Annotated in this window: 28 protein-coding genes; 21 read left to right on the top strand and 7 right to left on the bottom strand. The window is 69.0% G+C overall.

The window, feature by feature from the left end; translation table 11 throughout:
• The first annotated feature begins 74 nt into the window (after positions 1-74).
• From N177_RS15780 to N177_RS15770, 3 genes are all read left to right on the top strand, one after another.
• Entirely contained in the window at positions 75-536 is a 462-nt protein-coding gene (locus tag N177_RS15780) for a hypothetical protein (RefSeq protein ID WP_152527944.1), read from the top strand.
• A gap of 8 nt (positions 537-544) precedes the next feature.
• Complete coding sequence (locus tag N177_RS15775) at positions 545-1204, top strand: ribonuclease T2 family protein (RefSeq protein ID WP_040486059.1); 660 nt, start codon at positions 545-547, stop codon at positions 1202-1204.
• Between the two features lie 203 nt (positions 1205-1407).
• Positions 1408-2598 carry a type III PLP-dependent enzyme domain-containing protein gene (locus N177_RS15770; RefSeq protein ID WP_425280804.1) on the top strand — a complete coding sequence of 397 codons (1191 nt, stop codon included), beginning with the start codon at positions 1408-1410 and terminating at the stop codon, positions 2596-2598.
• A gap of 349 nt (positions 2599-2947) precedes the next feature.
• Here the strand turns inward: N177_RS15770 and N177_RS15765 are convergent, their stop codons facing one another.
• Complete coding sequence (locus tag N177_RS15765; RefSeq protein ID WP_023433382.1) at positions 2948-3163, bottom strand: cold-shock protein; 216 nt, start codon at positions 3161-3163, stop codon at positions 2948-2950.
• Positions 3164-3200: 37 nt separating this feature from the next.
• Positions 3201-3551: a cupin domain-containing protein gene (locus tag N177_RS15760; RefSeq protein WP_023433381.1), complete on the bottom strand. Its 351-nt coding sequence runs from the start codon at positions 3549-3551 to the stop codon at positions 3201-3203.
• 116 nt (positions 3552-3667) lie between these two features.
• On the opposite strand from N177_RS15760, the gene N177_RS15755 reads away from it, so the two are divergent.
• From N177_RS15755 to N177_RS20720, 8 genes are all read left to right on the top strand, one after another.
• Positions 3668-4324 carry an MBL fold metallo-hydrolase gene (locus tag N177_RS15755; protein WP_023433380.1) on the top strand — a complete coding sequence of 219 codons (657 nt, stop codon included), beginning with the start codon at positions 3668-3670 and terminating at the stop codon, positions 4322-4324.
• An 84-nt stretch (positions 4325-4408) separates the two neighbouring features.
• Complete coding sequence (locus N177_RS22260; RefSeq protein WP_023433379.1) at positions 4409-4543, top strand: hypothetical protein; 135 nt, start codon at positions 4409-4411, stop codon at positions 4541-4543.
• 31 nt (positions 4544-4574) lie between these two features.
• On the top strand, positions 4575-5453 hold the full coding sequence (locus tag N177_RS15750; protein WP_023433378.1) for an aldose 1-epimerase family protein: 879 nt from the start codon (positions 4575-4577) through the stop codon (positions 5451-5453).
• 81 nt (positions 5454-5534) lie between these two features.
• Positions 5535-6389, top strand: coding sequence for a prolipoprotein diacylglyceryl transferase (lgt, locus tag N177_RS15745; protein ID WP_023433377.1), 855 nt, complete (start codon positions 5535-5537; stop codon positions 6387-6389).
• Complete coding sequence (locus tag N177_RS15740) at positions 6386-7456, top strand: class I SAM-dependent methyltransferase (protein WP_023433376.1); 1071 nt, start codon at positions 6386-6388, stop codon at positions 7454-7456. Before lgt ends, N177_RS15740 begins: the two co-directional genes overlap by 4 nt.
• A 60-nt stretch (positions 7457-7516) precedes the next feature.
• Positions 7517-8305 carry a peptidoglycan editing factor PgeF gene (gene pgeF / locus N177_RS15735; RefSeq protein ID WP_023433375.1) on the top strand — a complete coding sequence of 263 codons (789 nt, stop codon included), beginning with the start codon at positions 7517-7519 and terminating at the stop codon, positions 8303-8305.
• An 8-nt stretch (positions 8306-8313) separates the two neighbouring features.
• The gene (locus N177_RS15730) at positions 8314-9465 is read left to right on the top strand and encodes a M24 family metallopeptidase (protein WP_023433374.1); all 1152 of its coding nucleotides are present in this window, start codon (positions 8314-8316) and stop codon (positions 9463-9465) included.
• 71 nt (positions 9466-9536) lie between these two features.
• A complete protein-coding gene (locus N177_RS20720) occupies positions 9537-10598 on the top strand; it encodes a hypothetical protein (RefSeq protein ID WP_152527943.1) in 1062 nt (353 codons plus the stop codon).
• Here N177_RS20720 and N177_RS20715 read toward each other — a convergent pair.
• Positions 10588-11076, bottom strand: coding sequence for a hypothetical protein (locus N177_RS20715; RefSeq protein WP_023433372.1), 489 nt, complete (start codon positions 11074-11076; stop codon positions 10588-10590). The genes N177_RS20720 and N177_RS20715 overlap by 11 nt on opposite strands.
• A 250-nt stretch (positions 11077-11326) precedes the next feature.
• Here N177_RS20715 and N177_RS15715 point away from each other — a divergent pair, with 250 nt between their 5' ends.
• The 4 genes from N177_RS15715 (at position 11327) to N177_RS15700 (ending at position 14164) form a co-directional block, all read left to right on the top strand.
• Positions 11327-12259, top strand: a complete 933-nt coding sequence (locus N177_RS15715; RefSeq protein WP_023433371.1) for a ribose-phosphate pyrophosphokinase — start codon at positions 11327-11329, stop codon at positions 12257-12259.
• Between the two features lie 96 nt (positions 12260-12355).
• Entirely contained in the window at positions 12356-13243 is an 888-nt protein-coding gene (locus N177_RS15710; protein WP_040486054.1) for a cation diffusion facilitator family transporter, read from the top strand.
• 78 nt (positions 13244-13321) lie between these two features.
• Positions 13322-13546 carry a dodecin gene (locus N177_RS15705; RefSeq protein ID WP_023433369.1) on the top strand — a complete coding sequence of 75 codons (225 nt, stop codon included), beginning with the start codon at positions 13322-13324 and terminating at the stop codon, positions 13544-13546.
• A gap of 9 nt (positions 13547-13555) precedes the next feature.
• Positions 13556-14164 carry a hemerythrin domain-containing protein gene (locus N177_RS15700; RefSeq protein ID WP_023433368.1) on the top strand — a complete coding sequence of 203 codons (609 nt, stop codon included), beginning with the start codon at positions 13556-13558 and terminating at the stop codon, positions 14162-14164.
• On the opposite strand, the gene N177_RS15695 is transcribed toward N177_RS15700, so the two are convergent.
• A complete protein-coding gene (locus tag N177_RS15695; protein WP_023433367.1) occupies positions 14161-14781 on the bottom strand; it encodes a glutathione S-transferase family protein in 621 nt (206 codons plus the stop codon). The genes N177_RS15700 and N177_RS15695 overlap by 4 nt on opposite strands.
• Before the next feature lie 168 nt (positions 14782-14949).
• On the opposite strand from N177_RS15695, the gene N177_RS15690 reads away from it, so the two are divergent.
• From N177_RS15690 to N177_RS15670, 5 genes are all read left to right on the top strand, one after another.
• On the top strand, positions 14950-15627 hold the full coding sequence (locus N177_RS15690) for a 50S ribosomal protein L25/general stress protein Ctc (protein WP_023433366.1): 678 nt from the start codon (positions 14950-14952) through the stop codon (positions 15625-15627).
• A gap of 31 nt (positions 15628-15658) precedes the next feature.
• Complete coding sequence (pth, locus tag N177_RS15685) at positions 15659-16369, top strand: aminoacyl-tRNA hydrolase (RefSeq protein ID WP_023433365.1); 711 nt, start codon at positions 15659-15661, stop codon at positions 16367-16369.
• 83 nt (positions 16370-16452) lie between these two features.
• Positions 16453-17550 (top strand): redox-regulated ATPase YchF, encoded by a 1098-nt coding sequence (gene ychF / locus N177_RS15680; RefSeq protein ID WP_023433364.1) that lies wholly within the window; start codon positions 16453-16455, stop codon positions 17548-17550.
• Positions 17551-17564: 14 nt separating this feature from the next.
• Complete coding sequence (locus N177_RS15675; RefSeq protein ID WP_023433363.1) at positions 17565-18023, top strand: MaoC family dehydratase; 459 nt, start codon at positions 17565-17567, stop codon at positions 18021-18023.
• On the top strand, positions 18020-18511 hold the full coding sequence (locus N177_RS15670; protein ID WP_023433362.1) for a hotdog family protein: 492 nt from the start codon (positions 18020-18022) through the stop codon (positions 18509-18511). The genes N177_RS15675 and N177_RS15670 overlap by 4 nt, the downstream gene beginning before the upstream one ends.
• Here the strand turns inward: N177_RS15670 and N177_RS15665 are convergent.
• Complete coding sequence (locus tag N177_RS15665) at positions 18506-19372, bottom strand: VOC family protein (protein ID WP_051402423.1); 867 nt, start codon at positions 19370-19372, stop codon at positions 18506-18508. The genes N177_RS15670 and N177_RS15665 overlap by 6 nt on opposite strands.
• A gap of 149 nt (positions 19373-19521) precedes the next feature.
• Here N177_RS15665 and N177_RS15660 point away from each other — a divergent pair, with 149 nt between their 5' ends.
• A complete protein-coding gene (locus N177_RS15660; protein WP_023433360.1) occupies positions 19522-19728 on the top strand; it encodes a hypothetical protein in 207 nt (68 codons plus the stop codon).
• Between the two features lie 6 nt (positions 19729-19734).
• Here N177_RS15660 and N177_RS15655 read toward each other — a convergent pair whose 3' ends face one another.
• Positions 19735-20757 (bottom strand): sodium:calcium antiporter, encoded by a 1023-nt coding sequence (locus N177_RS15655; protein ID WP_023433359.1) that lies wholly within the window; start codon positions 20755-20757, stop codon positions 19735-19737.
• A 53-nt stretch (positions 20758-20810) separates the two neighbouring features.
• Complete coding sequence (locus N177_RS15650; protein ID WP_023433358.1) at positions 20811-21686, bottom strand: S-methyl-5'-thioadenosine phosphorylase; 876 nt, start codon at positions 21684-21686, stop codon at positions 20811-20813.
• Positions 21687-21707: the final 21 nt, after the last annotated feature.

Genomic DNA, 21707 nt, shown 5'->3' with positions numbered 1-21707 from the left:
GTGGCCGCGGCGCTCTTGACCCCCCGACGCCCCACCGGCACTCTCCGCGGCAAACAGTCGTGGAGAAGGTCGAGATGCACGTCCTGAGCCGGGTTCTGCCTGTCGCCGTCCTGGCGATCCTGCTTGCCGCCGGCCCGGCCGGCGCCTGGGGCTGGGGCACCGAGAACCGCGATTTCCTCTACTCGACCGACCGCGTGGCCCCCTGGGCCGGGCCAGCCTGCGACGACCCCAAGGTCGCGGCGCGGATCGTCGAGCGGTTCAACCAGAACCGGAAGGAGTACTGGAGCCCGGCGGTCCTGATGAACGACGTCGTCTATGCCCGCGAGGTCGCCACGAACCAGTGGGATCCGCCGCTCATCGCGACGCGCTACTGCAACGCCACCGCCTACCTCTCCGACGGGTCACGGCACGACGTGACCTACTGGCTGCGCAGCGAGCAGGGCTTCGCCGGCGTCGGTTGGGGCTTGCAGTTCTGCGTCGCCGGCTTCGACGAGCACATGGCCTACGCTCCGGCATGCCGGATGCTGCGGCCGTAGTGCGTTTCATGCGGCCGATCGCCCTCCTCGCCGCGGCGATCGGGCTCCTGCTCGCGGCCTCTCCGGGACACGCACAGGGCCGTGTGATCAACCGGGCCGGCGACTTCGACTTCTACGTCCTCTCCCTCTCCTGGTCGCCGACCTATTGCGAGACGGCTTCTCCGGCCGACAATCTGCAGTGCGGCGTCGGCCGCCGGCGCGGATTCATCGTCCACGGGCTGTGGCCGCAATATGAGCGAGGCTATCCCGAGTACTGCCAGGCCAGGCCCGAGCGCGTGCCGGCACAGGTCGTGCGCGACAGTCTCGACCTCACGCCGAGCGAGCGGCTGATCCGCCACGAATGGGAAAAGCACGGCAGCTGCTCCGGCCTCACGCCCGAAGGGTATTTCCGCCTCGCGCGACTGGCCTGGAACCGGATCGCCATCCCGCCCTCGCTGACTGATGCGATGCAGCGCTCGGCAGGCTCGCCCCAGGCGATCGAGGAGGCTTTCATCCGCGCCAATCCAGGCCTGCGTCCGGACGGCATCGCGGTGACCTGCGAGCGGCAACGCCTCGACGAGGTCCGCATCTGCCTGACGAAACAGCTCGCCTTCCGGCCATGCCCGGAGGTCGACAGGCGATCCTGCCGCGTCGGCTCGATCGCCGTGCCCGGGATTCCGGCTCGCTAGATCACGTTGCGGTTCGGAGCGGGATGCGCGCGGAAAACCGGTCCCCACTTTTCCTCATCCCGCTCTGGGCCGGGGAACGGACGAGGCGCCTGTCGCTTGGTGTGACGCCGCTCTCGCCGCCCTTCGAGATGACATAGATCAGGCAGGAGGACATGACGGACGCACCCACGAAAACGGCACCTCCTGCCATCCGCGGGAGCGGGCTGCCGAAGTTCTCCAACGCGCGCGGCGTCGTCGAGACGCTCTGGCCGGATATGCCGGTCTACCTCTTCAGGCCCGCGGCTCTGGTCGCGGACGCGAAGAGCTTCGCGACGACCTTCCGCGGCAAGACCGCCTACGCCGTCAAGACGAACCCTCATCCGCTTGTGCTCAACACGCTCGCCGATACCGGCATATCGGCATTCGACGTCGCGGCACCCTCGGAGTTCCGCATGGCACGGGCGGCGGCACCGTCGTCGGAGCTGCTCTACATGCACCCGGTGAAGTCGGAATCCGCGATCCGGGAAGCGCTCGCCGCCTACAGGATCCGCCATTTCGCGCTCGACCACGAGGGCGAGGCGGCAAAGATCCTGCGCGAGGCGCGTTCGCTCGGCGTGCCGATCGACGAGCTGACGCTGTTCGTGCGCCTCGCCACGAAGGGACACGCGGTCTACGAGCTGTCGCGCAAGTTCGGCGCGGCTCCCGGCCACGCGGTCGAGCTCCTGCAGAGGGTGAGCCGGCTCGGCGCGAAGGCGGGCCTCTGCTTCCACGTCGGCAGCCAGATCGAGGAGGCCGACGCCTACGAGAAGGCGCTGCGCACCGCGCAATGGGTGCGCCAGCGGGCGGGCGTGCCGCTGGCCGCGCTCGACATCGGGGGCGGGTTTCCCGCGCGATACGCGCAGGATCGCAGGAAGAAGGCGGCGGCCACCCACGCCGTGCCGCCGCTCAATCTCCTGATGCCGGCCATCAATCGCACCGTCGAGGGCTTCGGCTTCGGCGACGTTCCGGTCATCGCCGAGCCGGGACGCGCGATCGCCGCCCGCGCCTTCTCCGTGCTCGTTCGGGTTCTCCTGCGGAAGGGGCAGCGCCTCTACATCAACGACGGCATCTGGGCGAGCCTGTCGGACGCGTGGACCGGCAAGCTCACCCTGCCGGTGAACCTGATCCCCGAGCCGGACCGGCGTCCGGCCAAGGGGGACCCGAGGACGCTCGCGCCGTTCCGCATCATGGGCGCGACCTGCGACTCCGTCGACATCCTGACCCGGCCCTTCTGGCTGCCCGAGACGGTCTCCACCGGCGACTGGATCGAGGTGGGCCATATCGGCGCCTATTCGCTCTCCCTCAGGACCGACTTCAACGGCCTCTACCCCGACACGTTCGTCGAGGTGGAGCAGCCCTTCCGGGCGACCGGCTGACGACCGGGATCACCGCTGACGCGCAAGGGGAGTGTCGGGAGCCAGATCCGGCAGGAGCGACACCGGGCACGGAGCCTCGCCGATGTCCCAAGACGTGTTGTTGAGGACGAGCCTGCACCGCGCCACCCGGCCCCTGATGCAGGTCGTCGCGCCGAGCAGGTAGTCGCGTCCGGCGGATCGGCAGCTGCACGGCCTCGAGGCGCTTCCCGCCTCGGGCCCGCTTCCGGGCAAGACCGTGTTCGCCGCGGCTGCCGAGGCAAGGCCGGCCGACAGCAGTCCGAAGAGTGCGAGGCGCGCTCCTATCCCATCCGGAACAGGATAGCACAGGCGACGCCGGTGTCCCGCAAGGTCAGCTCGCGATCTGCAGGTTGATCGCCTTCGGCCCCTTGCCGCGCTTGTCGGGCATCACCTCGAACGAGATCCGCATGCCCTGGTCGACGACGGGAAGGCCCGACTTCTCGACGTCGGAGACATGGACGAAGACGTCGCTCGTGCCGTCGTCCGGCTGGATGAAGCCGAAGCCCTTGGCCTGGTTGAAGAACTTCACCGTCCCGGTCTGCCGCATCTCTCGCCGTCCTCGTCCGCTCCCGCTTCCCTGCCGCTCAGGGCAGCCTCACCGTGAACACCTTTCGTGTCGTTTCCACGACCTCCCACGTGCCTCTGAAGCCCGGTTCGATCACGAAGCTGTCGCCGGCGCGCACGGTGCGCTCGGCGCCCCCGCTTGAGCGGACGATCGAGATGCCGGAGAGAATGGTGCAGCTCTCCCACTCGTCGTACTCGACCCGCCACCGCCCCGGCGTCGCTTCCCACATGCCCGCGATGGTCTTCCCGTCAGGGGTCTCCGAGGCGACCCAGGTGGTCGTGCGCGGGCTGCCCTCTTCGATCCGCTCGGCCGCGGGCGCCCCCGCCTCAGGCTTCACGCTCTCGGCGTCTATGATGCGGAAGAAGTCCATGTCGCCTCCACTCCCCGGCCGGATCCGCGCGGGACGGCGCACGGTGCGCGCCCCGCCCTTCCCTCGCCGCGAGGCTTCGACTAGCAAAGGGGCGAGTTTTTGACAGGAAGCTTCGCATGGCGAAATTGAACGCGGCGATCGTCGTCGTCACTCCGATTCAGCAGAACTGCACGATCCTCTTCGACGAAGAGACGAGGAAGGGCGTCGTCATCGATCCCGGCGGTGATCTCGCCCGGATCGACGCGACACTTCAGGAGCTGCGTGTCGAGCCGGAGAAGATCGTGCTGACCCATGGCCACATCGACCATGCCGGCGGCGCGGCCGAGATGCGCCAGGCGAAAGGCCTGAAGATCTACGGGCCCCACCAGGCCGACCGCCCGCTCCTCGAGCGGCTCGAGATGCAGGGCATCCAGTACGGCATCTCGGGCGTCCGCAACGTCACGCCCGACCAATGGCTGTCGGAGGGCGAGACGATCGAGATGGCGGGGGAGACCTTCGACATCCTGCATTGCCCCGGCCACAGCCCCGGTTCGGTCGTCTTCGTCCACAAGAAGGCGCGCTTCGCCATCGTCGGCGACGTCCTGTTCAACGGCTCGGTGGGGCGGACCGACCTCCCGGGCGGCGATCCGGAGGCGCTCCTGCACTCGATCCGCAACAAGCTCTTCCCGCTCGGCGACGACATCCAGTTCCTGTGCGGCCACGGGCCGGGGGGCATGTTCGGCGAGGAGCGGGTGAACAATCCCTTCGTCGGCGACAATGCGCGGCTCGCGTGACGCAGCAGCGTCCAACCGAGGCTCCAAAACCCCGGCCGGGCGCGATAGGATGAACTATCGCCAAGACATCCGGGAGAGAGAGTGATGATCGAGTACATCCTGAGCGGCGGCACGTTCTACGGATACGGATTCGGCACCTGGCTCGCGATCGCCGTCCTGATCCTCATCGTCCTGGGCCTTGCCCGCCACTTCCTGACGAGCGGCCCCGCGGGGCACTGAGCGGGCGGATGATGCGAGGAACCGGGCCCGTATGACGGACCGCCACACGGTCTTGGCCCCCGGCCTGTCCGCCACCGTGACGGCCGCAGGCGGGGAGCTCATCGGCCTCCGGGACCCCGAAGGCCGGGAGCTCCTGTGGCAGGCGGGGCCGGAATGGCCGCGCCATGCGCCCCTCCTCTTCCCCGTCGTCGGCCGCCTGAAGGACGACACGCTGCGCCACCGCGGCAAGGCGTATTCGCTGGGGCAGCACGGCTTCGCCCGCGACTGTCGATTTCGATGGACGGAGCGCTCCGAGGGCCGCGCCTCCCTGCGGCTCACGGAGAGCCCGCAGACGCTCGCCCGCTACCCGTTCCCCTTCGTGCTCGAGATGATCTACGAGGCGGACGGCGGAACGCTGTCGGTGACCACACGGGTCACGAACACGGGATCGGAGGCTCTGCCCTGTGGTGTCGGCGCCCATCCGGGCTTCCGCTGGCCCCTCGTCGACGGCGTGCCGAAGGAGGCGCATGTCGTCGTCTTCGAGAGCCGGGAGACAGGCCAGGCCCTGTCGGTTCGGGACAGCCTGCTGGCGGACCCCAAGCCCCTTCCGTTCGACGGCACCACGCTGCCCCTCGCCGAAAGCCTGTTCGAGCGCGATGCCCTGGTGATGCCGGCGGTCGGAAGCCGCAGCGTGCGCTACGCCGCACGGGGGCCCGATGGGCAGGAGATCCGGGCCATCACCGTCGGCTGGGAGGGCTACAAGGACCTCGGCATCTGGGCGAAACCCGGCGGCGCGGCCTTCGTCTGCATCGAGCCGTGGTTTTCGATGGCGAGCCCCGTCGACTGGGACGGCGAGTTCGCTGAGAAGCCAGGCATCCTCATAGTGCCACCCGGAGCGAGCCGCGACTTCGTCTGGCGCGTCACGCTCTGAGGGCGCCGCCGCTCCCTTGACAAGCCGGGCCCCGCCCCACACCGTCCCGCCGCCTCCAACCACAGCGAGCCGGCCCCGCCGATGCCCATTTTCGTCATGCCCTTCCCCGCGATCGACCCCGTCGCCATCTCGATCGGGCCGTTCGCCATCAGGTGGTATGCGCTCGCCTACGTGACGGCGCTGCTCTTCGCCTGGTGGTACATGCTCCAGCTCGTGAAGACCGACAGGCTGTGGAGCGCGACGCCCGGCGCCTCCGCGCCGCTTCAGCGCCGCGACGTCGACGACATCATCGTCTGGGGCACGCTCGGCGTCGTCCTCGGTGGACGGCTCGGCTACGTCCTCTTCTACAACCTGCCGCACTATCTCCAATTCCCGGTGGAGGCCCTGGCGGTGTGGCAGGGTGGCATGTCCTTCCACGGCGGTTTCCTCGGCGTCGCCGTCGCCCTCGTCCTGTTCACCCGGGCCCGCGGCATTCCGCTGTCCGCGCTGTCGGACTGCGCGGCCGCGGCGGCGCCGGCCGGGCTCTTCCTCGGGCGCATCGCGAACTTCATCAACGGCGAGCTCTGGGGCAGGCCGGCCGACGTGCCGTGGGCGGTGGTCTTTCCCTTCGCCGGCCCCGAGCCGCGTCATCCGAGCCAGCTCTACGAGGCCGCCCTCGAGGGACTTCTCCTGTTCGCCGTCCTCGCGGCTTGCGTCTGGGCCTACCGCTCGCTCTCGCGGCCATGGCTGACGACCGGTCTCTTCCTCGCAGGCTACGGCCTCGGTCGCACCGTCTCGGAGTTCTTCCGCGAGCCCGACCCGCAGCTCGGCTTCCTCTGGGGCGGCCTCACCATGGGCATGCTCCTGTCGATCCCGATGATCCTCGTGGGACTCGCCGTCGCCGCCGCGGCGCTCAGGCGACCGCCCCGCCCGACCGCCGGGTCGGCTTATCCGTGAACAGGCTGGAAGAGCTCATCCACGGGGAGATCGACCTCAACGGCCCGATGCGGCTCGACCGCTACATGGCGCTCGCCCTCGGCCACCCGGAGCACGGCTACTACATGAGCCGCCCGGCGATCGGCCAGTCGGGCGACTTCACCACCGCGCCGGAGGTGAGCCAGATGTTCGGCGAGATCGTCGGCGCATGGCTCGCGCATATGTGGACGGTGCTCGGATCACCCTCCCCCGTCGCCCTAGTTGAGCTCGGTCCCGGACGCGGCACGCTGACGGCCGACATCTGGCGCACCTTCGCGCTCGTGCCGGGCCTGCGGGACGCCGCCCGCATCCACCTCGTCGAGACGAGCCCCCGCCTGCGCGCACAGCAGGCGGATCGCCTCTCCGGATTGCCCGTCGAGTGGCACGAGACGCTGGACGAGGTGCCGGCGGGCGCGACGCTTCTCGTCGCGAACGAGCTGTTCGACGCCCTGCCTATCCGGCATCTCGTGCGCCGCGGCGAGAGCTGGCGCGAACGGCGGGTCGCCTTCGCCCCGGAAGGCGGCCTGGCCTTCGTCGACGCCGAGCCGGTGGAGGCCGATCTCGGCCCGGCCTTCGCGATCGCCCCCGAAGGCGCGATCGCCGAGATCTGCGAGGCCGCTCGCGCCGTCGCCACCGCCATCGGCCGCCGCATGGCGGACGCTCCGGGTGCCGGCCTCGTCATCGACTACGGCTACCGCGCCGCCGCTCCGGGAGACACGCTCCAGGCGCTGAAGGGCAAGCGGCCGGCCGATCCTCTGGCGGCCCCGGGCGAAGCGGACCTCACCGCCCATGTCGATTTCGGCGCGCTCGCCGAGGCCGCTCGGGCCGCAGGCGCCGACAGCCACGGCCCCCTCGCGCAGGGCAGCTTCCTGACGGCCCTCGGCATCGGCGCCCGCGCCGAGAGGCTGCGCAAGGGAGGGGCCGACGCGGGCGATCTTGGGCTGGCTCTCGAGCGGCTGACCGGTGTCGGCGCGATGGGCGATCTCTTCAAGGTCCTGGCCCTCGTGACCCCCGGCACGGCGACACCGCAGCCGTTTGACATTGCCTAGCCTCCCGGCACACCTTCGAGCCTTCGGGCGAAGCGGCCGCCCGCCATCGGGAGAACACGCATGATCGAGAGCGAGGCGCTCGCGCTGCCGGGCATCCGGCACGGCTTCTTCACCCGCCACGGGGGCGTCTCGACCGGCATCTACGACAGCCTGAACGTGGGCCTCGGCTCGAAGGACGACCCGGCGAACGTCATCCAGAATCGCGCGCGCGTCGCCGCGGCGCTCGGGGTACGGGTGCACCAGCTCGTCACGCCCCACCAGTTCCACTCCGCCGACGTGAAGGTCGTCGAGGAGCCGTGGCCGCACGGCGAGGGGCCCAAGGCCGACGCCGTCGTGACGCGGCTCGAACGGATCGCCATCGGCGTCTCCACCGCCGACTGCGGCCCTGTTCTGTTCGCCGACCCTGCGGCGCGCGTCGTCGGCGCCGCCCATGCCGGGTGGCGCGGCGCGCTGTCCGGCGTGCTCGACATGACCGTCGAGGCGATGGAGCGGCTCGGCGCCGAGGCCGACCGGATCGTCGCCGTGGTGGGCCCGACGATCTCCCGGGAAGCCTACGAGGTCGGCCGCGAGTTCCGGGCGCGCTTCATGGAGGAGGATCCCGACAGCGAGCCCTTCTTCGACGAGCTCGTGGAAGGCGGCAAGCCGCATTTCGACCTGCCGGCCTATATCGTCGCCCGGCTGGGGCGCATCGGCCTGTCGAACGTCACCGACCTCGGCCGCTGCACCTACGCCGACGAAGAGTTCTTCTCCTACCGCCGCGCGACGCACGCGCAGGAGGCCGACTATGGCCGGCTGATCTCGGCCATCGCGCTGCACCCGCTCGACGGCCGCGACGAAACGAGAGGCTGACGCACGAGATGGCACTGCATTTCGACGCGAGCGAGTTCGAGGACCGGCGGCATCGCCTGCTCCACGCGCTGGCGGAGGCGGAGCTCGACGGCATCCTTCTCTTCAACCAGAACTCGATGCACTGGCTGACCGGCTACGACACGTTCGGCTTCTGCTTCTTCCAGTGCCTCTTTGTGGGCACCGACGGGCGCATGGCGCTGCTCACCCGATCGGCCGACCTGCGGCAGGCCCGGCACACCTCCAACATCGCCGACATCAGGATCTGGACCGACCGCGCCGGCGCCACGCCCGCCGGCCAGCTGAAGGAGATGGTCCGCGACCTCGGGTTCTCCGCGGGCCGGCTCGGCATCGAGTACGACACGCAGGGCCTGACCGCCGCGAACGGGAAGGCCGTGGACGCAGCATTCGAAGGCTTCGCCACGCTCGTCGACGCCTCCGACCTCGTGATGCGGCTGCGCGCCGTGAAGTCGGCCGCCGAGATCGCCTGTGTGCGTGAAGCCGGGCGGCTCGCCGACGCGGCCGACGAGGCGGGCCTCGCCGAAATCCGCGCAGGCGCCGACGAGGGACGCATCCTCGCCGCGATGCAGGGCGCGGTGTTCGAGGGCGGCGGGGACTATCCCGGCAACGAGTTCATCATCGGCTCCGGGGCCGACGCCCTTCTCTGCCGCTACAAGTCCGGCCGGAAGAGGCTGTCCGAGAAGGACCAGATCACGCTCGAGTTCGCCGGGGTCTTCCGCCACTACCACGTGGCGCTCATGCGGACGGTCTGCACCGGAGAAGCAACCCCGAGGCACGTCGCCCTTCATGCGGCGGCCCGGGAGGCTCTCGCAGCGGTCGAGGCGGCCATCCGCCCCGGCAGCACCGCGGGCGAGGTCTTCGCGGCGCATGCCCGCGTGCTCGATGCGCACGGCCTGTCGGAGCACCGGCTGAACGCCTGCGGCTACTCGCTCGGGACGACGTTCACCCCGTGCTGGATGGACCGTCCGATGTTCTACGAGGACAACCCGTGGGTCCTCGAATCTGGCATGGTGATGTTCGCGCACATGATCATCATGGACTCCGATTCGGGGACCGCGATGACCCTCGGGCGCACGTCGCTCGTCACGCAGGGGGGCAGCGAGCCTCTGACCCGCGCGCCGCTGGACCTCATCGTGAAATAGCGATACCAGACGCGGCGCGCGCGCCGGAGACGTGCCCCCTCCGCAGGAAGCTGAAAACCGTGGGACATTCCATGCCGGTCGCTCGGGTACTCGCCGTATTGCTTCTCGTGCTGGCGGTGGCTGGCTGCGGCCCCACGATCGTGGCCGAGCCGATGGCCCCGGCTACCGTCGCCACGGCCGAGGCGCCTGCCCGCAAGGCCGTCGCCTTCGAGCCGATCACCGGCCTGCCGGCCGACCGGACCGCCACATTCGCCACCGCGCTCGGAACGCATGCGGCGGAGACGGGCCTGAACGTGGTGGGTCGCGACACGGAAGGGGTGGAGTTTCGCCTCAAGGGCTACGTCACGGCGCGGTCCGAAGGCAAACAGACCGTCGTCGCCTTCGTCTGGGACGTCTTCGCGGATGCCGGGCCACGCGTTCACCGGATCGAGGGAGAGGAGCGCCTGCCCGCAGCCCTTCCGGATCCGTGGCAGACCGTGACCGACGCCGCCCTGGACGCGATCGCCCGGAGGACGGTCGAGCAGGTCTCCGCCTGGCTCGGCAGCGGTGCGCCCGTCACGGCAGGCGCTCCGAAGACCGAGGGGTCGGCCATGGCACAGCAGCAACAGCAGTCGCGCGCAGGCGTGCCGGAGCCGCAGACGCCCGCCGCAGAGATCGGTGTCGCGACCACCCAGCGTATCGCGGCGGCGCACGGCTACGCCGCACCCTCGGCGGAACCGGCGCATGCCTTTGCGAAGCCTGCGCCCGGGGCCACAATCTTCATCACCGGGATCTCGGGGCTCGACGCGCCGGCGGCACGGGCCCTCGCGGAGGCCATGCTCGCGCAGATGCAGCGGGCGGGCCTGACCCCCGCCGCATCGAGGGCGGAGGCCGACGTGCTCGTCGAGGGCGAGGCGACGGTCGGCCCGGAGGTGGCCACCGGGCGCACCGTCGCCATCATCTGGTCGATCGCCGCAGCGGACGGCCGGCCGCTTGGAACCATCCGTCAGGTTCGCGAGCTGCCCGCGGGCGACATCGCTCCGGGCTGGGGGGATGGAGGCCGGACGCGCCGCGATGGCCGCCGTCCACGGCCTCCACGGCCTCGTGACGGGGCGATAGACGCGGACGGATCCCCCCATCGCGCTACCCCCTGACCCCGAAGACCTCCGCGCAGCGCGAGAAGGCGAGGCCCTCGCCGTCGGAATCCTTGCTGGTCCGGATGCTCGTGATGATTCCCTGCCGGTCCGTCGCGATCTGCGCCTCGCAGCCCAGATATTCGTAGCGGCCCGGCGAGACGAGCACCTGCCCCGGCGGAGGCGGGGGCGTCCAGTTCGGGGAGCCGTAGGTGTTGACGTTGATGATGGTCTGCTGGGCGGGCTGACGCTTCTTCTCCTCCTCCGTCATCTGGCGATAGACGGGCGGAACGTTGCGCTGCGTCTCGCCGCCCCGCCAGGTGTAGAGCGTGCCGCCGTCGTTGAGGCGATACTCGCTCACCGGAGGTCCGTATGCCGAGAAGAACGCATCGCTCGGCTGGCCGGTCCACTGCATCTGGATCGCCTGGTTCGCCTGCTCCGTCGTGACGCACCCCGCCGTTGCGCCGGCCAGGATGGCCGCAACAAGAATCCCCTTCACTCATATCTCCATGTCCGGGGAGCCCCCCGCTCCCGATCGACGGATGAGCGCTGGGTTTCCGAGCTTCGTCAAGCAGAACGGGGGCTTGCGGTGAGCGGATCGGAAGCGGAGATTCGGCGGTTTGTTCACCGCGTGGCAAGCGGCCCCTTTGCACCGCGCCCGTGCCTTGTTAGAAGCTGCGAAACGTCGGCGGACGGCCGACCCGTTTCCTCCCGCTTCGATCCGCCCAAGAAGGAGATCGAGGAGCCCCATGAAGCTCGTCGCCGGCAACTCCAACCGCGCCCTGGCGGAAGCCATCGCGGCCCATCTCAGCACGCCCCTCACCCGCTGCGTGGTCCGGCGCTTCGCCGACATGGAAGTCTTCGTAGAGATCCAGGAGAACGTGCGCGGCGAGGATGTCTTCATCCTGCAGTCGACGTCCTTCCCGGCGAACGACAACCTGATGGAGCTCCTGATCCTGCTCGACGCGCTGAAGCGGGCATCGGCCAGGCGCGTCACCGCCGTCATTCCCTATTACGGCTATGCCCGCCAGGACCGGAAGCCCGGGCCGCGGACGCCGATCTCGGCGAAGCTCGTCGCCAACCTGATCACCCATGCGGGCGCCGACCGGGTGATGACCCTCGACCTCCACGCCGGGCAGATCCAGGGCTTCTTCGACATTCCGACCGACAACCTCTTCGCGGCCCCGGTGATGGTGCGCGACATCAAGGAACGCTTCGACACCTCGAAGCTGATGGTCGTCTCGCCTGATGTCGGCGGCGTCGTGCGCGCGCGCGGCCTCGCCAAGCGCATCGACGCACCGCTCGCCATTGTCGACAAGCGGCGCGAGCGGCCGGGCGAGTCGGAGGTCATGAACATCATCGGCGACGTCCAGGGGCGCGCGTGCATCCTCGTCGACGATATCGTCGATTCGGGCGGCACTCTCTGCAACGCCGCGGCCGCTCTGATGCAGAAGGGCGCGACGTCGGTGCATGCCTACATCACCCACGGCGTGCTGTCGGGCGGCGCGGTCGCCCGCATCTCGGCCTCGCAGATCAACGAGCTCGTGATCACCGACTCCATCCAGGCCACCGAGGCCGTGCGCGTCTCGCACAACATCAGGGTTCTCTCGATCGCACCCCTGATGGGCGAGGCCATGCGGCGCACGGCCACCGAGGAATCGGTTTCGAGCCTCTTCGACTGATCGCGCCGGGGCGCCTTACGCATTGATGGAACGGCCGGCCGTCCAAGCGACCCGGCGTGAAGATACTCGCGAGGATGGAGCCGTGAGCCCATGCCGATGAGGCGTGCTATCCGTGCCGCCTGGTGCAGCGTCTTCATCGGGATCGTCGTGCTTCTGCTGAAGACGGCGGCCTGGTGGATCACGGGCTCCATCGCGCTCTACTCCGATGCGCTCGAGAGCATCATCAACGTCGCGGCCGCCTTCGCCGCCCTCGTGGCGCTGCACTACGCCTCGAAGCCTGCCGATTCCGATCACCCCTACGGTCACCACAAGGCAGAGTATTTCTCCGCGGTGATCGAGGGCGTGCTCATCGTCCTCGCGGCGCTCTCCATCATGCGCGAGGCCTATCTCGGGTTCCTGAACCCCACGCCGATCGACGCGCCGGTCGAGGGCATGGCCCTCAACGCTCTCGCGACGATCATCAACCTCCTGTGGGCGCGGTATCTCATCACCCGGGGCCGGCGCTGGAGCTCGCCTGCCGTGACGGCCGACGGGCGCCACCTGATGGCCGACGTCGTCACCTCCATCGGCGTCCTCGCGGGCCTCGCGCTCGTGCCGCTGACGGGTTTCCTGCTTCTCGACCCGCTCCTGGCCGCGCTCGTCTCGCTCAACGTGCTCTGGACGGGCTGGCAGGTCATGAAGGAATCGGTCGGCGGCCTGATGGACGCCGCGCCGGCGCCGGAGACGCTGGAGAGGATCCGCCAGCTCATCTCCGAGAATGCCGGCGGCGCCCAAGAGGCCCACGACCTGCGCACCCGCCACGCCGGCCGCATGACGTTCATCGAGTTCCATCTCGTCGTGCCCTCGGACATGACGGTCGAGCAGGCACACGAGATCTGCGACAAGGTGGAGAGCGCCCTGCGTGAAGAGATGGAAGAGGCGATGATCTCGATCCACGTCGAGCCGGCGCACAAGGCGAAGCAGCAGGGCGTGCTCGTGCTCTAGAGGCTCCCGCCCCTTGACGGGCCGCACGGCCGGCCCAGTTCACAGGGCCCACTCACGAACACCAGCGAGGTCAGTGCCATGTCCGATCATGTCTACAAGGTCGTGGAGATCGTCGGCTCGTCGGAGAAGAGCATCGAGGACGCGATCGAGCGGGCCGTGGCCCGCGCCTCACAGACACTGAAGCACCTGCGGTGGTTCGAGGTGGTGGAGACGCGCGGCCATATCGAGAACGGCGCCGTCCACCACTACCAGGTGAAGCTGAAGCTCGGCTTTACCCTCGACGGCCCCGACGTCGCCGACTGAGGCTCAAGCGTGACGCGCGAGGACGATCGTCCGACGCCGGTCGAGGAGGCCCTGCCGACGAGACAGGGGCAACCTCGCCGGCTCGACGAGGAGCTTCTGGTCCTCGCCCGCAGGCACCCGCGCGAGGGATGGCCCGCGAATCCCGGCCTCGGCGAGGTCGCCCGGTTCTGGCTCGACCGCCACGACGCGTTCCGCAAGCTCGACAAGGTCATCCGCGACGGCAGCGACAGGGCGGTGATCGAGAGGCTCGGCGCGGAGGCCTTCAAGCCGTGGCTCGCGCGCCAGCTGAACCTCTATCTCGGGGAGCTCGAGAACCACCACGCGGTCGAGGACCACCACTACTTCCCGGTCTTCCGGCGCGCCGAGCCCGGCCTCGCGCGCGGCTTCGACATCCTCGACAACGACCACGAGGCGCTCCACCACGCGATCGGGGAGATCGTGGCGATCGCCAACCGCGTCCTGCAACAGCCGGCGTCCGACCCCCTCGCCTTCCACGGCGAGATGGAGCGGTTTCGCGAGTCCTACGAGGGCCTCGGCAGGACGCTCGTTCTCCACCTCGACGACGAGGAGGACCTGATCATTCCCCTCCTCATCGAGCGCGGCGAGACGGGCTTCTAGACCAGCGGCACCATGACATGCGTCCGGAAGGCGGGCCGCGCGCAGAGCGTGCGGTACCATCGCGCGAGATCAGGGAGCTCCGGCCTCTCGATGTTCAGGTTCAGGTAGCGGTACGTCGCGCACCCCACCGGCACGTCGCCCATCGTCAGCCGATCGCCGGCCACGAAGTCCCTGTCGCGGAGGTGGGCGTCCAGCATGGCGAAGGCCTCGGCCGTGCGCTTCATGGATGCCTGGAGCAGGGAGAGATCGCGCGCCTCCGGCTTCGTGCGCACGAGCTGGATGAAGGTCGGACCGAGCGCGGGGATGAGGGTCGTCGACGCCCACTCCATCCACATGTCGGCCGCCGCGCGGGCGCCGGGCTCCGATGGCCAGAGGGCATCCGAGCCGTATGTCGCCGCGAGGTAGCGGACGCAGGCGTGGGATTCCCAGACGAGCGTGTCGCCGTCGCGCAGGACGGGCACGAGGCGGTTGGGGTTCATCGCGACGAAGGACGGTTCCGTCGTTCCGCCCCACGCGCCGCCGACGTCGTGGCGGCGCCACTCGAGCCCCAGTTCGGCCGCGGTCCACATCACCTTCTGCACGTTGATGGACGTGACCCGCCCCCAGACCTCGATCATCTCGCCTCCTGCTAGTCGCCGTCTCGAGGGGCAGAATGGCGGGTCCGCTTGGCGTTGTCATCTCCGGCCGGGCGCGGTATAAGCGCGCCGTTCCCGTCCGCACCCCTGGAGGAGACGGGCCGCGCGTCGGCCTGAGGCCGGCGCCTTTTCAATTTCGAGGAGACTAGCATGACCGCGACCGTTGCGCTTCCCGCCACGGCGCGCGAGAAGGTCGGCAAGGGGGCCGCCCGTACCGCACGCCGCCAGGGCATGACGCCCGCCGTGATCTACGGCGACAAGAAGGCGCCCGAGCCGATCCAGATCGAAGAGCGCCTGATCAAGAAGCTCCTGAACACGGGGCACTTCCTCACGACGACCTTCGAGATCGAGGTCGGCGGCAAGAAGACGCGCTGCCTGCCGCGCGACGTCCAGCTCGACCCGGTCCGCGAGACCCCCGTCCACGTCGACTTCCTGCGCATCTCGAAGGACACGCGCGTCGACGTCGCCGTGCCGGTGAGCTTCGTCAACGAGGACGACTGCCCCGGCCTGCGTGAAGGGGGCGTGCTGAACATCGTGCGCCACGAGGTGGAGCTCTCCTGCCCCGCGGACTCGATCCCGGACGCGATCACGGCCGACCTGACCGGCCTCGCCATCGGCGATTCGATCCACATCTCCGCGATCAAGCTGCCGGCGAACGTCGAGCCGACGATCACCGACCGCGACTTCACGGTCGCCACCATCGCGGCACCGACGGTCGCGCCGACCGAGGAGGAATCCGAGGAGACGCCCGAGACCGAGGTGATCGAGCAGAACGCCGAGACCGTCGAGGGCGTGGAGCCCGGCGACGAAGAGGCGAACGAGGGCTGATCGCCCTCGATAGGCGCGAAGGACGAGACCGATGGTGCTTTTCGTCGGCCTCGGCAATCCGGGGCCTCGCTACGAGGGAAACCGGCACAATATCGGCTTCATGGCTGTCGACGCCATGGCGGAGCGGCATCGCTTTCCGCCATGGCGCCGCCGTTTCCAGGGCGAGGCCACCGAGGGCCACGTGGCCGGCATCAAGGTCACGCTCCTCAAGCCGATGACCTACATGAACGAGTCCGGCCAGTCGGTCGGCGAGGCCATGCGCTGGCTGAAGCTCCAGCCGGACGAGGTCGTGGTCTTTCACGACGAGCTCGACCTCGCACCCGGCAAGCTCCGCACGAAGACGGGCGGCGGTGCTGCGGGGCACAACGGCCTTCGCTCGATCACCTCACATATCGGGGCGGATTTTCGCCGCGTGCGCCTCGGTATCGGCCATCCCGGCGTGAAGGAGCTCGTGCACGCCCACGTGCTCAGCGACTTCGCGAAGGAGGAGCGCAAGGCCTGGCTCGAGCCGATGCTGGAGGCAGTGTCCGACGCGGCCGGTCTGCTCGCGAAGGGTGACGACCCGGGCTTCATGAACAAGGTCGCGAGCAAGACGAAGCCGGCTAAGGACAAGCCGCAGAAGGAGCCGTCCGCGCCGGAGTTCACGCCGACCCCGCCCCGCGCCTCAGTCGGGCCATCCGAACCTGCGCCGAACCCGTTCGCGGAGGCGCTGCGCAAGCTGACCGGCGGCCGGAGGGACTGACGGCGCGTTCGCGCCCGTTCCGCCGACCACCACAACAGACACCTGCCACAAGCGGCCCTCGAGACGCGGCCGGAGGATCTTCAATGGGTTTCAAGTGCGGCATCGTGGGCCTGCCCAACGTGGGCAAGTCGACCCTCTTCAACGCGCTCACCGAGACGGCGGCCGCCCAGGCCGCCAACTATCCCTTCTGCACGATCGAGCCGAATGTCGGCGAGGTCGCCGTGCCGGATCCCCGGCTGAAGGAACTCAGCCAGATCGCGGGCTCGAAGGAGATCATCCCGACGCGGCTGACCTTCGTCGACATCGCCGGCCTCGTCCGCGGCGCCTCGAAGGGCGAGGGTCTCGGCAATCAGTTCCTCGCCCATATCCGCGAGGTCGACGCGATCGCCTTCGTGCTGCGCTGCTTCGAGGATCCCGACGTCACCCACGTGGAGGGACGCGTCGATCCGATCGCCGACGCGGAGACGATCGAGACGGAGCTGATGCTCGCCGACCTCGAGAGCCTCGAGAAGCGGGTGGCCGGCCTCGAGAAGCGCGCCAAGGGCGGCGACAAGGAGGCGAAGGCGACGGTCGAGCTCATCGAGCGCACGCTCGTCGTCCTGCGGGACGGCAAGCCCGCGCGCATGGCGGAGATCGACGAGGAGGAGCGCAAAGCCTTCGAGGCCCTGAACCTGCTGACATCGAAGCCGGTGCTCTACGTCTGCAACGTCGACGAGGGCGAGGCGGCGACCGGCAATGCCCATTCCGAGCGGGTGAAGGCGAAGGCCGAAGCCGAAGGCGCCGGGATCGTCGTCGTCTCCGCGAAGATCGAGGCCGAGATCGCCCTCCTCCCGAGGGACGAGCGCCGCGAGTATCTCGACACTCTGGGGCTCGAGGAGCCGGGCCTCGACCGTCTCATCCGGGCGGGATACGAGCTCCTGCACCTCGTGACCTTCTTCACCGTCGGCCCCAAGGAGACCCGGGCCTGGACGATCGAGAACGGCAAGAAGGCGCCGCAGGCGGCCGGCGAGATCCACACCGACTTCGAGAAGGGCTTCATCCGCGCCGAGACGATCGCCTATGACGACTACCTCGCCTGCAAAGGCGAGACGGGCGCGAAGGACGCGGGCAAGATGCGGCTCGAGGGCAAGGACTACGTCGTGCGCGACGGCGACGTCATGCATTTCCGCTTCGCCAACTGAGCCGGGCCTCGAGCATGCGCAGCTTCGAGGATCTTCGGGAGGGCGACACGTTCGACCTCGGGGCAGTCAGCCTCAGCGAGGCGGACATCGTCGCCTTCGCGCGCGAGTGGGACCCCCAGCCGATGCACACGAACGCGGGAGGCGCGGCGGACCGGCTCTTCGACGGGCTGATCGCCAGCGGCTGGCAGACCGTCTGCCTGTGGATGCGGCAGCTCTGCGACAACCTCCTCCACGATGCGAGGTCGATGGGATCGCCCGGCGTCGAGCAGTTGCGCTGGAAGAAGCCGGTGCGCCCCGGCGACACGCTCTCGATGCGTGTCAGGATCGTCGAGACGCGGGGCTCCGCGTCGAGGCCGACCATTGGCTTCGTCAAGGTGGCAGGCGAGGCCGTGAACCAGCACGGCGACCTCGTGATGACGCTGGTTTGCATGATCATGTTCGAGCGCCGGGAACCCGCGGTGGTGGCCGGATGAAGTTCTTCGAGGACATCGAGATCGGCGAGGCCTACGAGATCGGCCCGCATTTGTTCACGGCGGACGAGATCGTGGACTTCGCCCGGAAGTACGACCCGCAGCGCTTCCACCTCACCGAAGAGGGCGGCAGGGACAGCCAGTTCGGCGGACTCTGCGCCAGCGGCTGGCACACGACCTGCGCCTGGATGAAGCACAACGTCCGCTACATCGAGCGCCAGATGCGGACGGCGGCGGCCTCGGGACAGCGCCCGCCAAGGATCGGCCCGTCCCCCGGCTTCGACGAACTCGTCTGGAAGCTGCCGGTCTTTCCCGGCGACGAGGTCACCTACCGCAACACGGTCGTCGGCACGCGCGATCTCGAGCGGCACCCCGGCTGGGGCCTCGTCAGCTTTCGCGTCGAGGCGCGAAAGGCCGACGGTGCCCTCGCCATGAGCTTCCTCGGCTCCTTCATGCTGGAGCGGCGGGAACCCCTCGCGACCCGCTCATGAGGCGGGCGTCCGCGAGAGCCTGACGCGCGTCCCCCAGGGGTCCTCCACCTCGTAGTGGCCGCCCGTCGGCTTGCCGAGCTTCGCTCCAAGAGCGTCGAAGCCCTCGGGGTCCAGCACGATCGAAAACCACTCGAGTCCCGTCCGGCTCCCGTCGCGGCGGCCGCTCCCGCGGCTGCGCCATATGTTGGTTCCGATGTGGTGGTGATAGTTCTGGCGCGACAGGAAGCGCGCGCCTGGATACTCGGCGACGACCTCGAAGCCCAGCCCGTCGCCATAGAAGCGCACCGCGTCATCCAGCGTGCCCACCCGCAGATGGATATGCCCGATGGTGGCGCCCGCCGGCATGCCCGTCCACGAGCCCAGCGCGGCGGCCAGGAGCGAGGCGACGTCGAGAGGCAGCGTCTCCATCCCCACCCTGCCCTCGCTCCACTGCCACTCCTCCGGCCGCCTGTCTGCATAGATTTCGATGCCGTTGCCCTCGGGATCCGAAAGATAGACCGCCTCGCTCACGAGGTGGTCGGACGCGCCCTCAAGCTGCAGACCCGTGTCGCCCGCGTGGCGTAGCCAGCGCCCGAGAGCCGCACGGTCGGGCAGCAGGAAGGCGGTGTGGAAGAGGCCCGCCTCCCGCGGGTCGTCGAGACGGGCGTCCCTGTCCTCCGCCAGATGGAGAAGCGCTTCGTCGCCTGCGCCGAGAACTGCCTCGCCCGGCCGTGTGTCCACCACATCGAGGCCGATGGCGTCGCGGTAGAACGAGACGAGCCGGTCCAGATCCCGAACTTTCAGCCCGACCGCGCCGATGCGCGTGCGGGCCTCGTCTTCCGGGCGCCACGAGGCGGCCACCCGATCTCTGACTTCGACCATCTCCTGGTCCTTTCCCTTGCGTGTCTACCGGGAAGATAAGCATGCGAGACGGTTCGCTTCAGGCGGACCGGGAGGAAAACTGCGTTGCCGGAACGCTCCCAATCCCCCAAGAGTCGCGGGAGGATTCGACAGTCACAGGAGCCGATCACATGGCCGAGCACTCTGAACGCATCACGATCACGGACATCGACATCCCGTTCGTCCGGCTCGTGATGATCTTCATCAAGTGGAGCCTTGCCGCCATTCCCGCCGCCATCATCGTGTCCTTCATCATCTCGTTCCTGATGATGCTCTTCGCCGGCATCTTCGGCGGCATGGGCATGATGTTCGGTGGCGGAGGCTTCCACCTCCCCTGACCGTCTTCAGAAGGCGACGACTGCGACGGAGACGGCGTAGAGGCCCAGGACGATGACGCTCTCGAAGCCGATGCCGCCCGGGCCGTTCCTCTCCCGTCGCAGCATCCCGAGTATGATGATTCCGGTCATCGTCTGGGCAATCAGTGCGGTCGAGCGGTCCTGGGCGCTGAACTCGGCATAGATCGATCCGCCGTAGAAGAGGTCGGCGACGCCCAGGAAGAGCACGTCGAACGCGTTGCCTCCGAGAACATCCCCGACGGCGAGGCTGACGGCGCCGATCCGGACGGCCATGACCGCGGTGACGAGCTCGGGCAGCGAGGTCGCGACGCCCGTGAAGATCGTGCCGACAGCCGTCTCCGACATGCCGCTCTGCCGGACGAGCGCCACGCCGGACACGGCGATGAAGTACCCTCCCGCCGCCGTCAGTCCCGAGTAGAGGAAGAACCGCTTCCAGCACTCCTTCGCGGAGCTGCCGCTTTCGTCAGGCTCCGATTCCTCCTCCGCCGTCTCGGAAGTCTCGACCGGCACCCACATCGGCTCCTTCTTGATGCCGGTCAGGAGCCGCAGGCCGAGCGCGTAGCCGCCGATCATCACGAGCGTCGCCACGTCTATTCCCAACACCGGCAGCGGGAAGGAGGCCGCGAAGAGCGGCACGCAGAGGAGCGCCATGAACAGGACGCCCTGCGCGAGCCCCGTCACCGTCGCGGCGGCGTGTTCGAGATTCGCCCGGCGATACGCCATGTCCGCGATCGCGAGAAACATGGTTTGCGCCGTCAGGCTGCCGAGCGCGTTGCCGATCGACAGCGAGGGGTAGTCGGCTGCGGCAGTCAGGACGGAGGTGAGGATGCCTGGCAGCGAGGTGGAGATTCCGACGAAGAGAGCCCCGGCGACCACCTCGCCGAGGCCGGTATGATCCGCCAGTTCGTCGGCCACGGGCGAAAGCCGGGTGCCGGCGAAGGTGACCAGCGCGGCCGCGGCAAGAAAGATGGCGACCGTCGCGGCGACGGGAAGATCGATCAGCAGGAGCATGCCCGACTGAACGTGTCAGGCCTGTCATGGTTCACGTATCCGCGGCCGCCGCCTCAGCCGCGAAGCACCCTCCCCGCGACGGCATCGAGCCTGGCGACGAGCTCGGGGTCGCGCGCCTCGGGTGGCGTGACGATGGCCGTATCGAGTGCCCGGTCCGACCCCTTGGGACACGGCTCGTGGTCCCGCGGCAGGTCGCGCGCGAGCCGGAGGACGAGACGGCGCGCCTTGGATGCGTTCTCGCGCACGACCTTGAGGATCGTGGGGACGTCGACGTCGCCGTGCTCCGAGTTCCAGCAGTCGTAATCCGTGACCATCGCGACGGAGGCGTAGGAAAGCTCCGCCTCACGGGCGAGCTTCGCCTCGGGCATGTTCGTCATGCCTATCACGTCGCAGCCCCATGACCGGTAGAGGTTCGATTCCGCCAGGGTGGAGAACTGCGGGCCCTCCATCACGATGTGGGTGCCCCCCCGCCTGAGCGGGATCCCTTCCGCCTCGGCCGCCTGCGCCACGTGCCCGCTGAGAGCCGGGCTCGTGGGAAAGCCGAACGACACGTGCGCCACGCAACCCTTCCCGAAGAAGCTCTTCTCGCGGGCGAAGGTCCGGTCGATGAACTGGTCGCACAGGACGAAGGTCCCGGGCGAAAGCTCCTCCCGCAGCGAACCGCAGGCGGATATCGACACGAGGTCCGTCACCCCCGCCCGCTTCAGCGCGTCGATATTGGCACGGTAGTTGATCTCCGAGGGCGGGATCGCGTGGCCCCTACCGTGGCGCGGCAGGAACACGATCTCGAGCCCGTCGACCTCGCCGCGGTGCAGCTCGTCGGACGGCTCTCCCCAGGGACCGGCGATCCTCTCCCACCGGGCGTTCACGAGGCCGGGCAGGTCGTAGAGCCCCGACCCGCCGATGATGCCCAACACTGCCCTGGTCATGCGGAAACCTCCTCGGAAAGA

The organism is Lutibaculum baratangense AMV1, from assembly GCF_000496075.1.
GTDB lineage: Bacteria > Pseudomonadota > Alphaproteobacteria > Rhizobiales > Tepidamorphaceae > Lutibaculum > Lutibaculum baratangense.
Note: the sequence above shows the minus strand (reverse complement) of the source record. Positions and strands in the feature narration are given on the sequence as shown.

Bases quoted from the DNA above. Each gene is read 5' to 3' on its own strand.
- N177_RS15760 (WP_023433381.1), bottom strand. From the start codon at position 3,551: ATGGACTTCTTCCGCATCATAGACGCCGAGAGCGTGAAGCCTGAGGCG.
- N177_RS15715 (WP_023433371.1), top strand. From the start codon at position 11,327: ATGAAGCTCGTCGCCGGCAACTCCAACCGCGCCCTGGCGGAAGCCATC.
- N177_RS15780 (WP_152527944.1), top strand. From the start codon at position 75: ATGCACGTCCTGAGCCGGGTTCTGCCTGTCGCCGTCCTGGCGATCCTG.
- N177_RS15750 (WP_023433378.1), top strand. From the start codon at position 4,575: ATGACGGACCGCCACACGGTCTTGGCCCCCGGCCTGTCCGCCACCGTG.
- pth (WP_023433365.1), top strand. From the start codon at position 15,659: ATGGTGCTTTTCGTCGGCCTCGGCAATCCGGGGCCTCGCTACGAGGGA.
- N177_RS15730 (WP_023433374.1), top strand. From the start codon at position 8,314: ATGGCACTGCATTTCGACGCGAGCGAGTTCGAGGACCGGCGGCATCGC.
- N177_RS15755 (WP_023433380.1), top strand. From the start codon at position 3,668: ATGGCGAAATTGAACGCGGCGATCGTCGTCGTCACTCCGATTCAGCAG.
- N177_RS15710 (WP_040486054.1), top strand. From the start codon at position 12,356: ATGAGGCGTGCTATCCGTGCCGCCTGGTGCAGCGTCTTCATCGGGATC.
- N177_RS15775 (WP_040486059.1), top strand. From the start codon at position 545: ATGCGGCCGATCGCCCTCCTCGCCGCGGCGATCGGGCTCCTGCTCGCG.
- N177_RS15655 (WP_023433359.1), bottom strand. From the start codon at position 20,757: ATGCTCCTGCTGATCGATCTTCCCGTCGCCGCGACGGTCGCCATCTTT.
- N177_RS15665 (WP_051402423.1), bottom strand. From the start codon at position 19,372: ATGGTCGAAGTCAGAGATCGGGTGGCCGCCTCGTGGCGCCCGGAAGAC.
- N177_RS15765 (WP_023433382.1), bottom strand. From the start codon at position 3,163: ATGCGGCAGACCGGGACGGTGAAGTTCTTCAACCAGGCCAAGGGCTTC.
- N177_RS15660 (WP_023433360.1), top strand. From the start codon at position 19,522: ATGGCCGAGCACTCTGAACGCATCACGATCACGGACATCGACATCCCG.
- N177_RS15705 (WP_023433369.1), top strand. From the start codon at position 13,322: ATGTCCGATCATGTCTACAAGGTCGTGGAGATCGTCGGCTCGTCGGAG.
- N177_RS22260 (WP_023433379.1), top strand. From the start codon at position 4,409: ATGATCGAGTACATCCTGAGCGGCGGCACGTTCTACGGATACGGATTC.
- ychF (WP_023433364.1), top strand. From the start codon at position 16,453: ATGGGTTTCAAGTGCGGCATCGTGGGCCTGCCCAACGTGGGCAAGTCG.
- N177_RS15690 (WP_023433366.1), top strand. From the start codon at position 14,950: ATGACCGCGACCGTTGCGCTTCCCGCCACGGCGCGCGAGAAGGTCGGC.
- N177_RS15695 (WP_023433367.1), bottom strand. From the start codon at position 14,781: ATGATCGAGGTCTGGGGGCGGGTCACGTCCATCAACGTGCAGAAGGTG.
- N177_RS20720 (WP_152527943.1), top strand. From the start codon at position 9,537: ATGCCGGTCGCTCGGGTACTCGCCGTATTGCTTCTCGTGCTGGCGGTG.
- pgeF (WP_023433375.1), top strand. From the start codon at position 7,517: ATGATCGAGAGCGAGGCGCTCGCGCTGCCGGGCATCCGGCACGGCTTC.
- lgt (WP_023433377.1), top strand. From the start codon at position 5,535: ATGCCCATTTTCGTCATGCCCTTCCCCGCGATCGACCCCGTCGCCATC.
- N177_RS15670 (WP_023433362.1), top strand. From the start codon at position 18,020: ATGAAGTTCTTCGAGGACATCGAGATCGGCGAGGCCTACGAGATCGGC.
- N177_RS15675 (WP_023433363.1), top strand. From the start codon at position 17,565: ATGCGCAGCTTCGAGGATCTTCGGGAGGGCGACACGTTCGACCTCGGG.
- N177_RS15650 (WP_023433358.1), bottom strand. From the start codon at position 21,686: ATGACCAGGGCAGTGTTGGGCATCATCGGCGGGTCGGGGCTCTACGAC.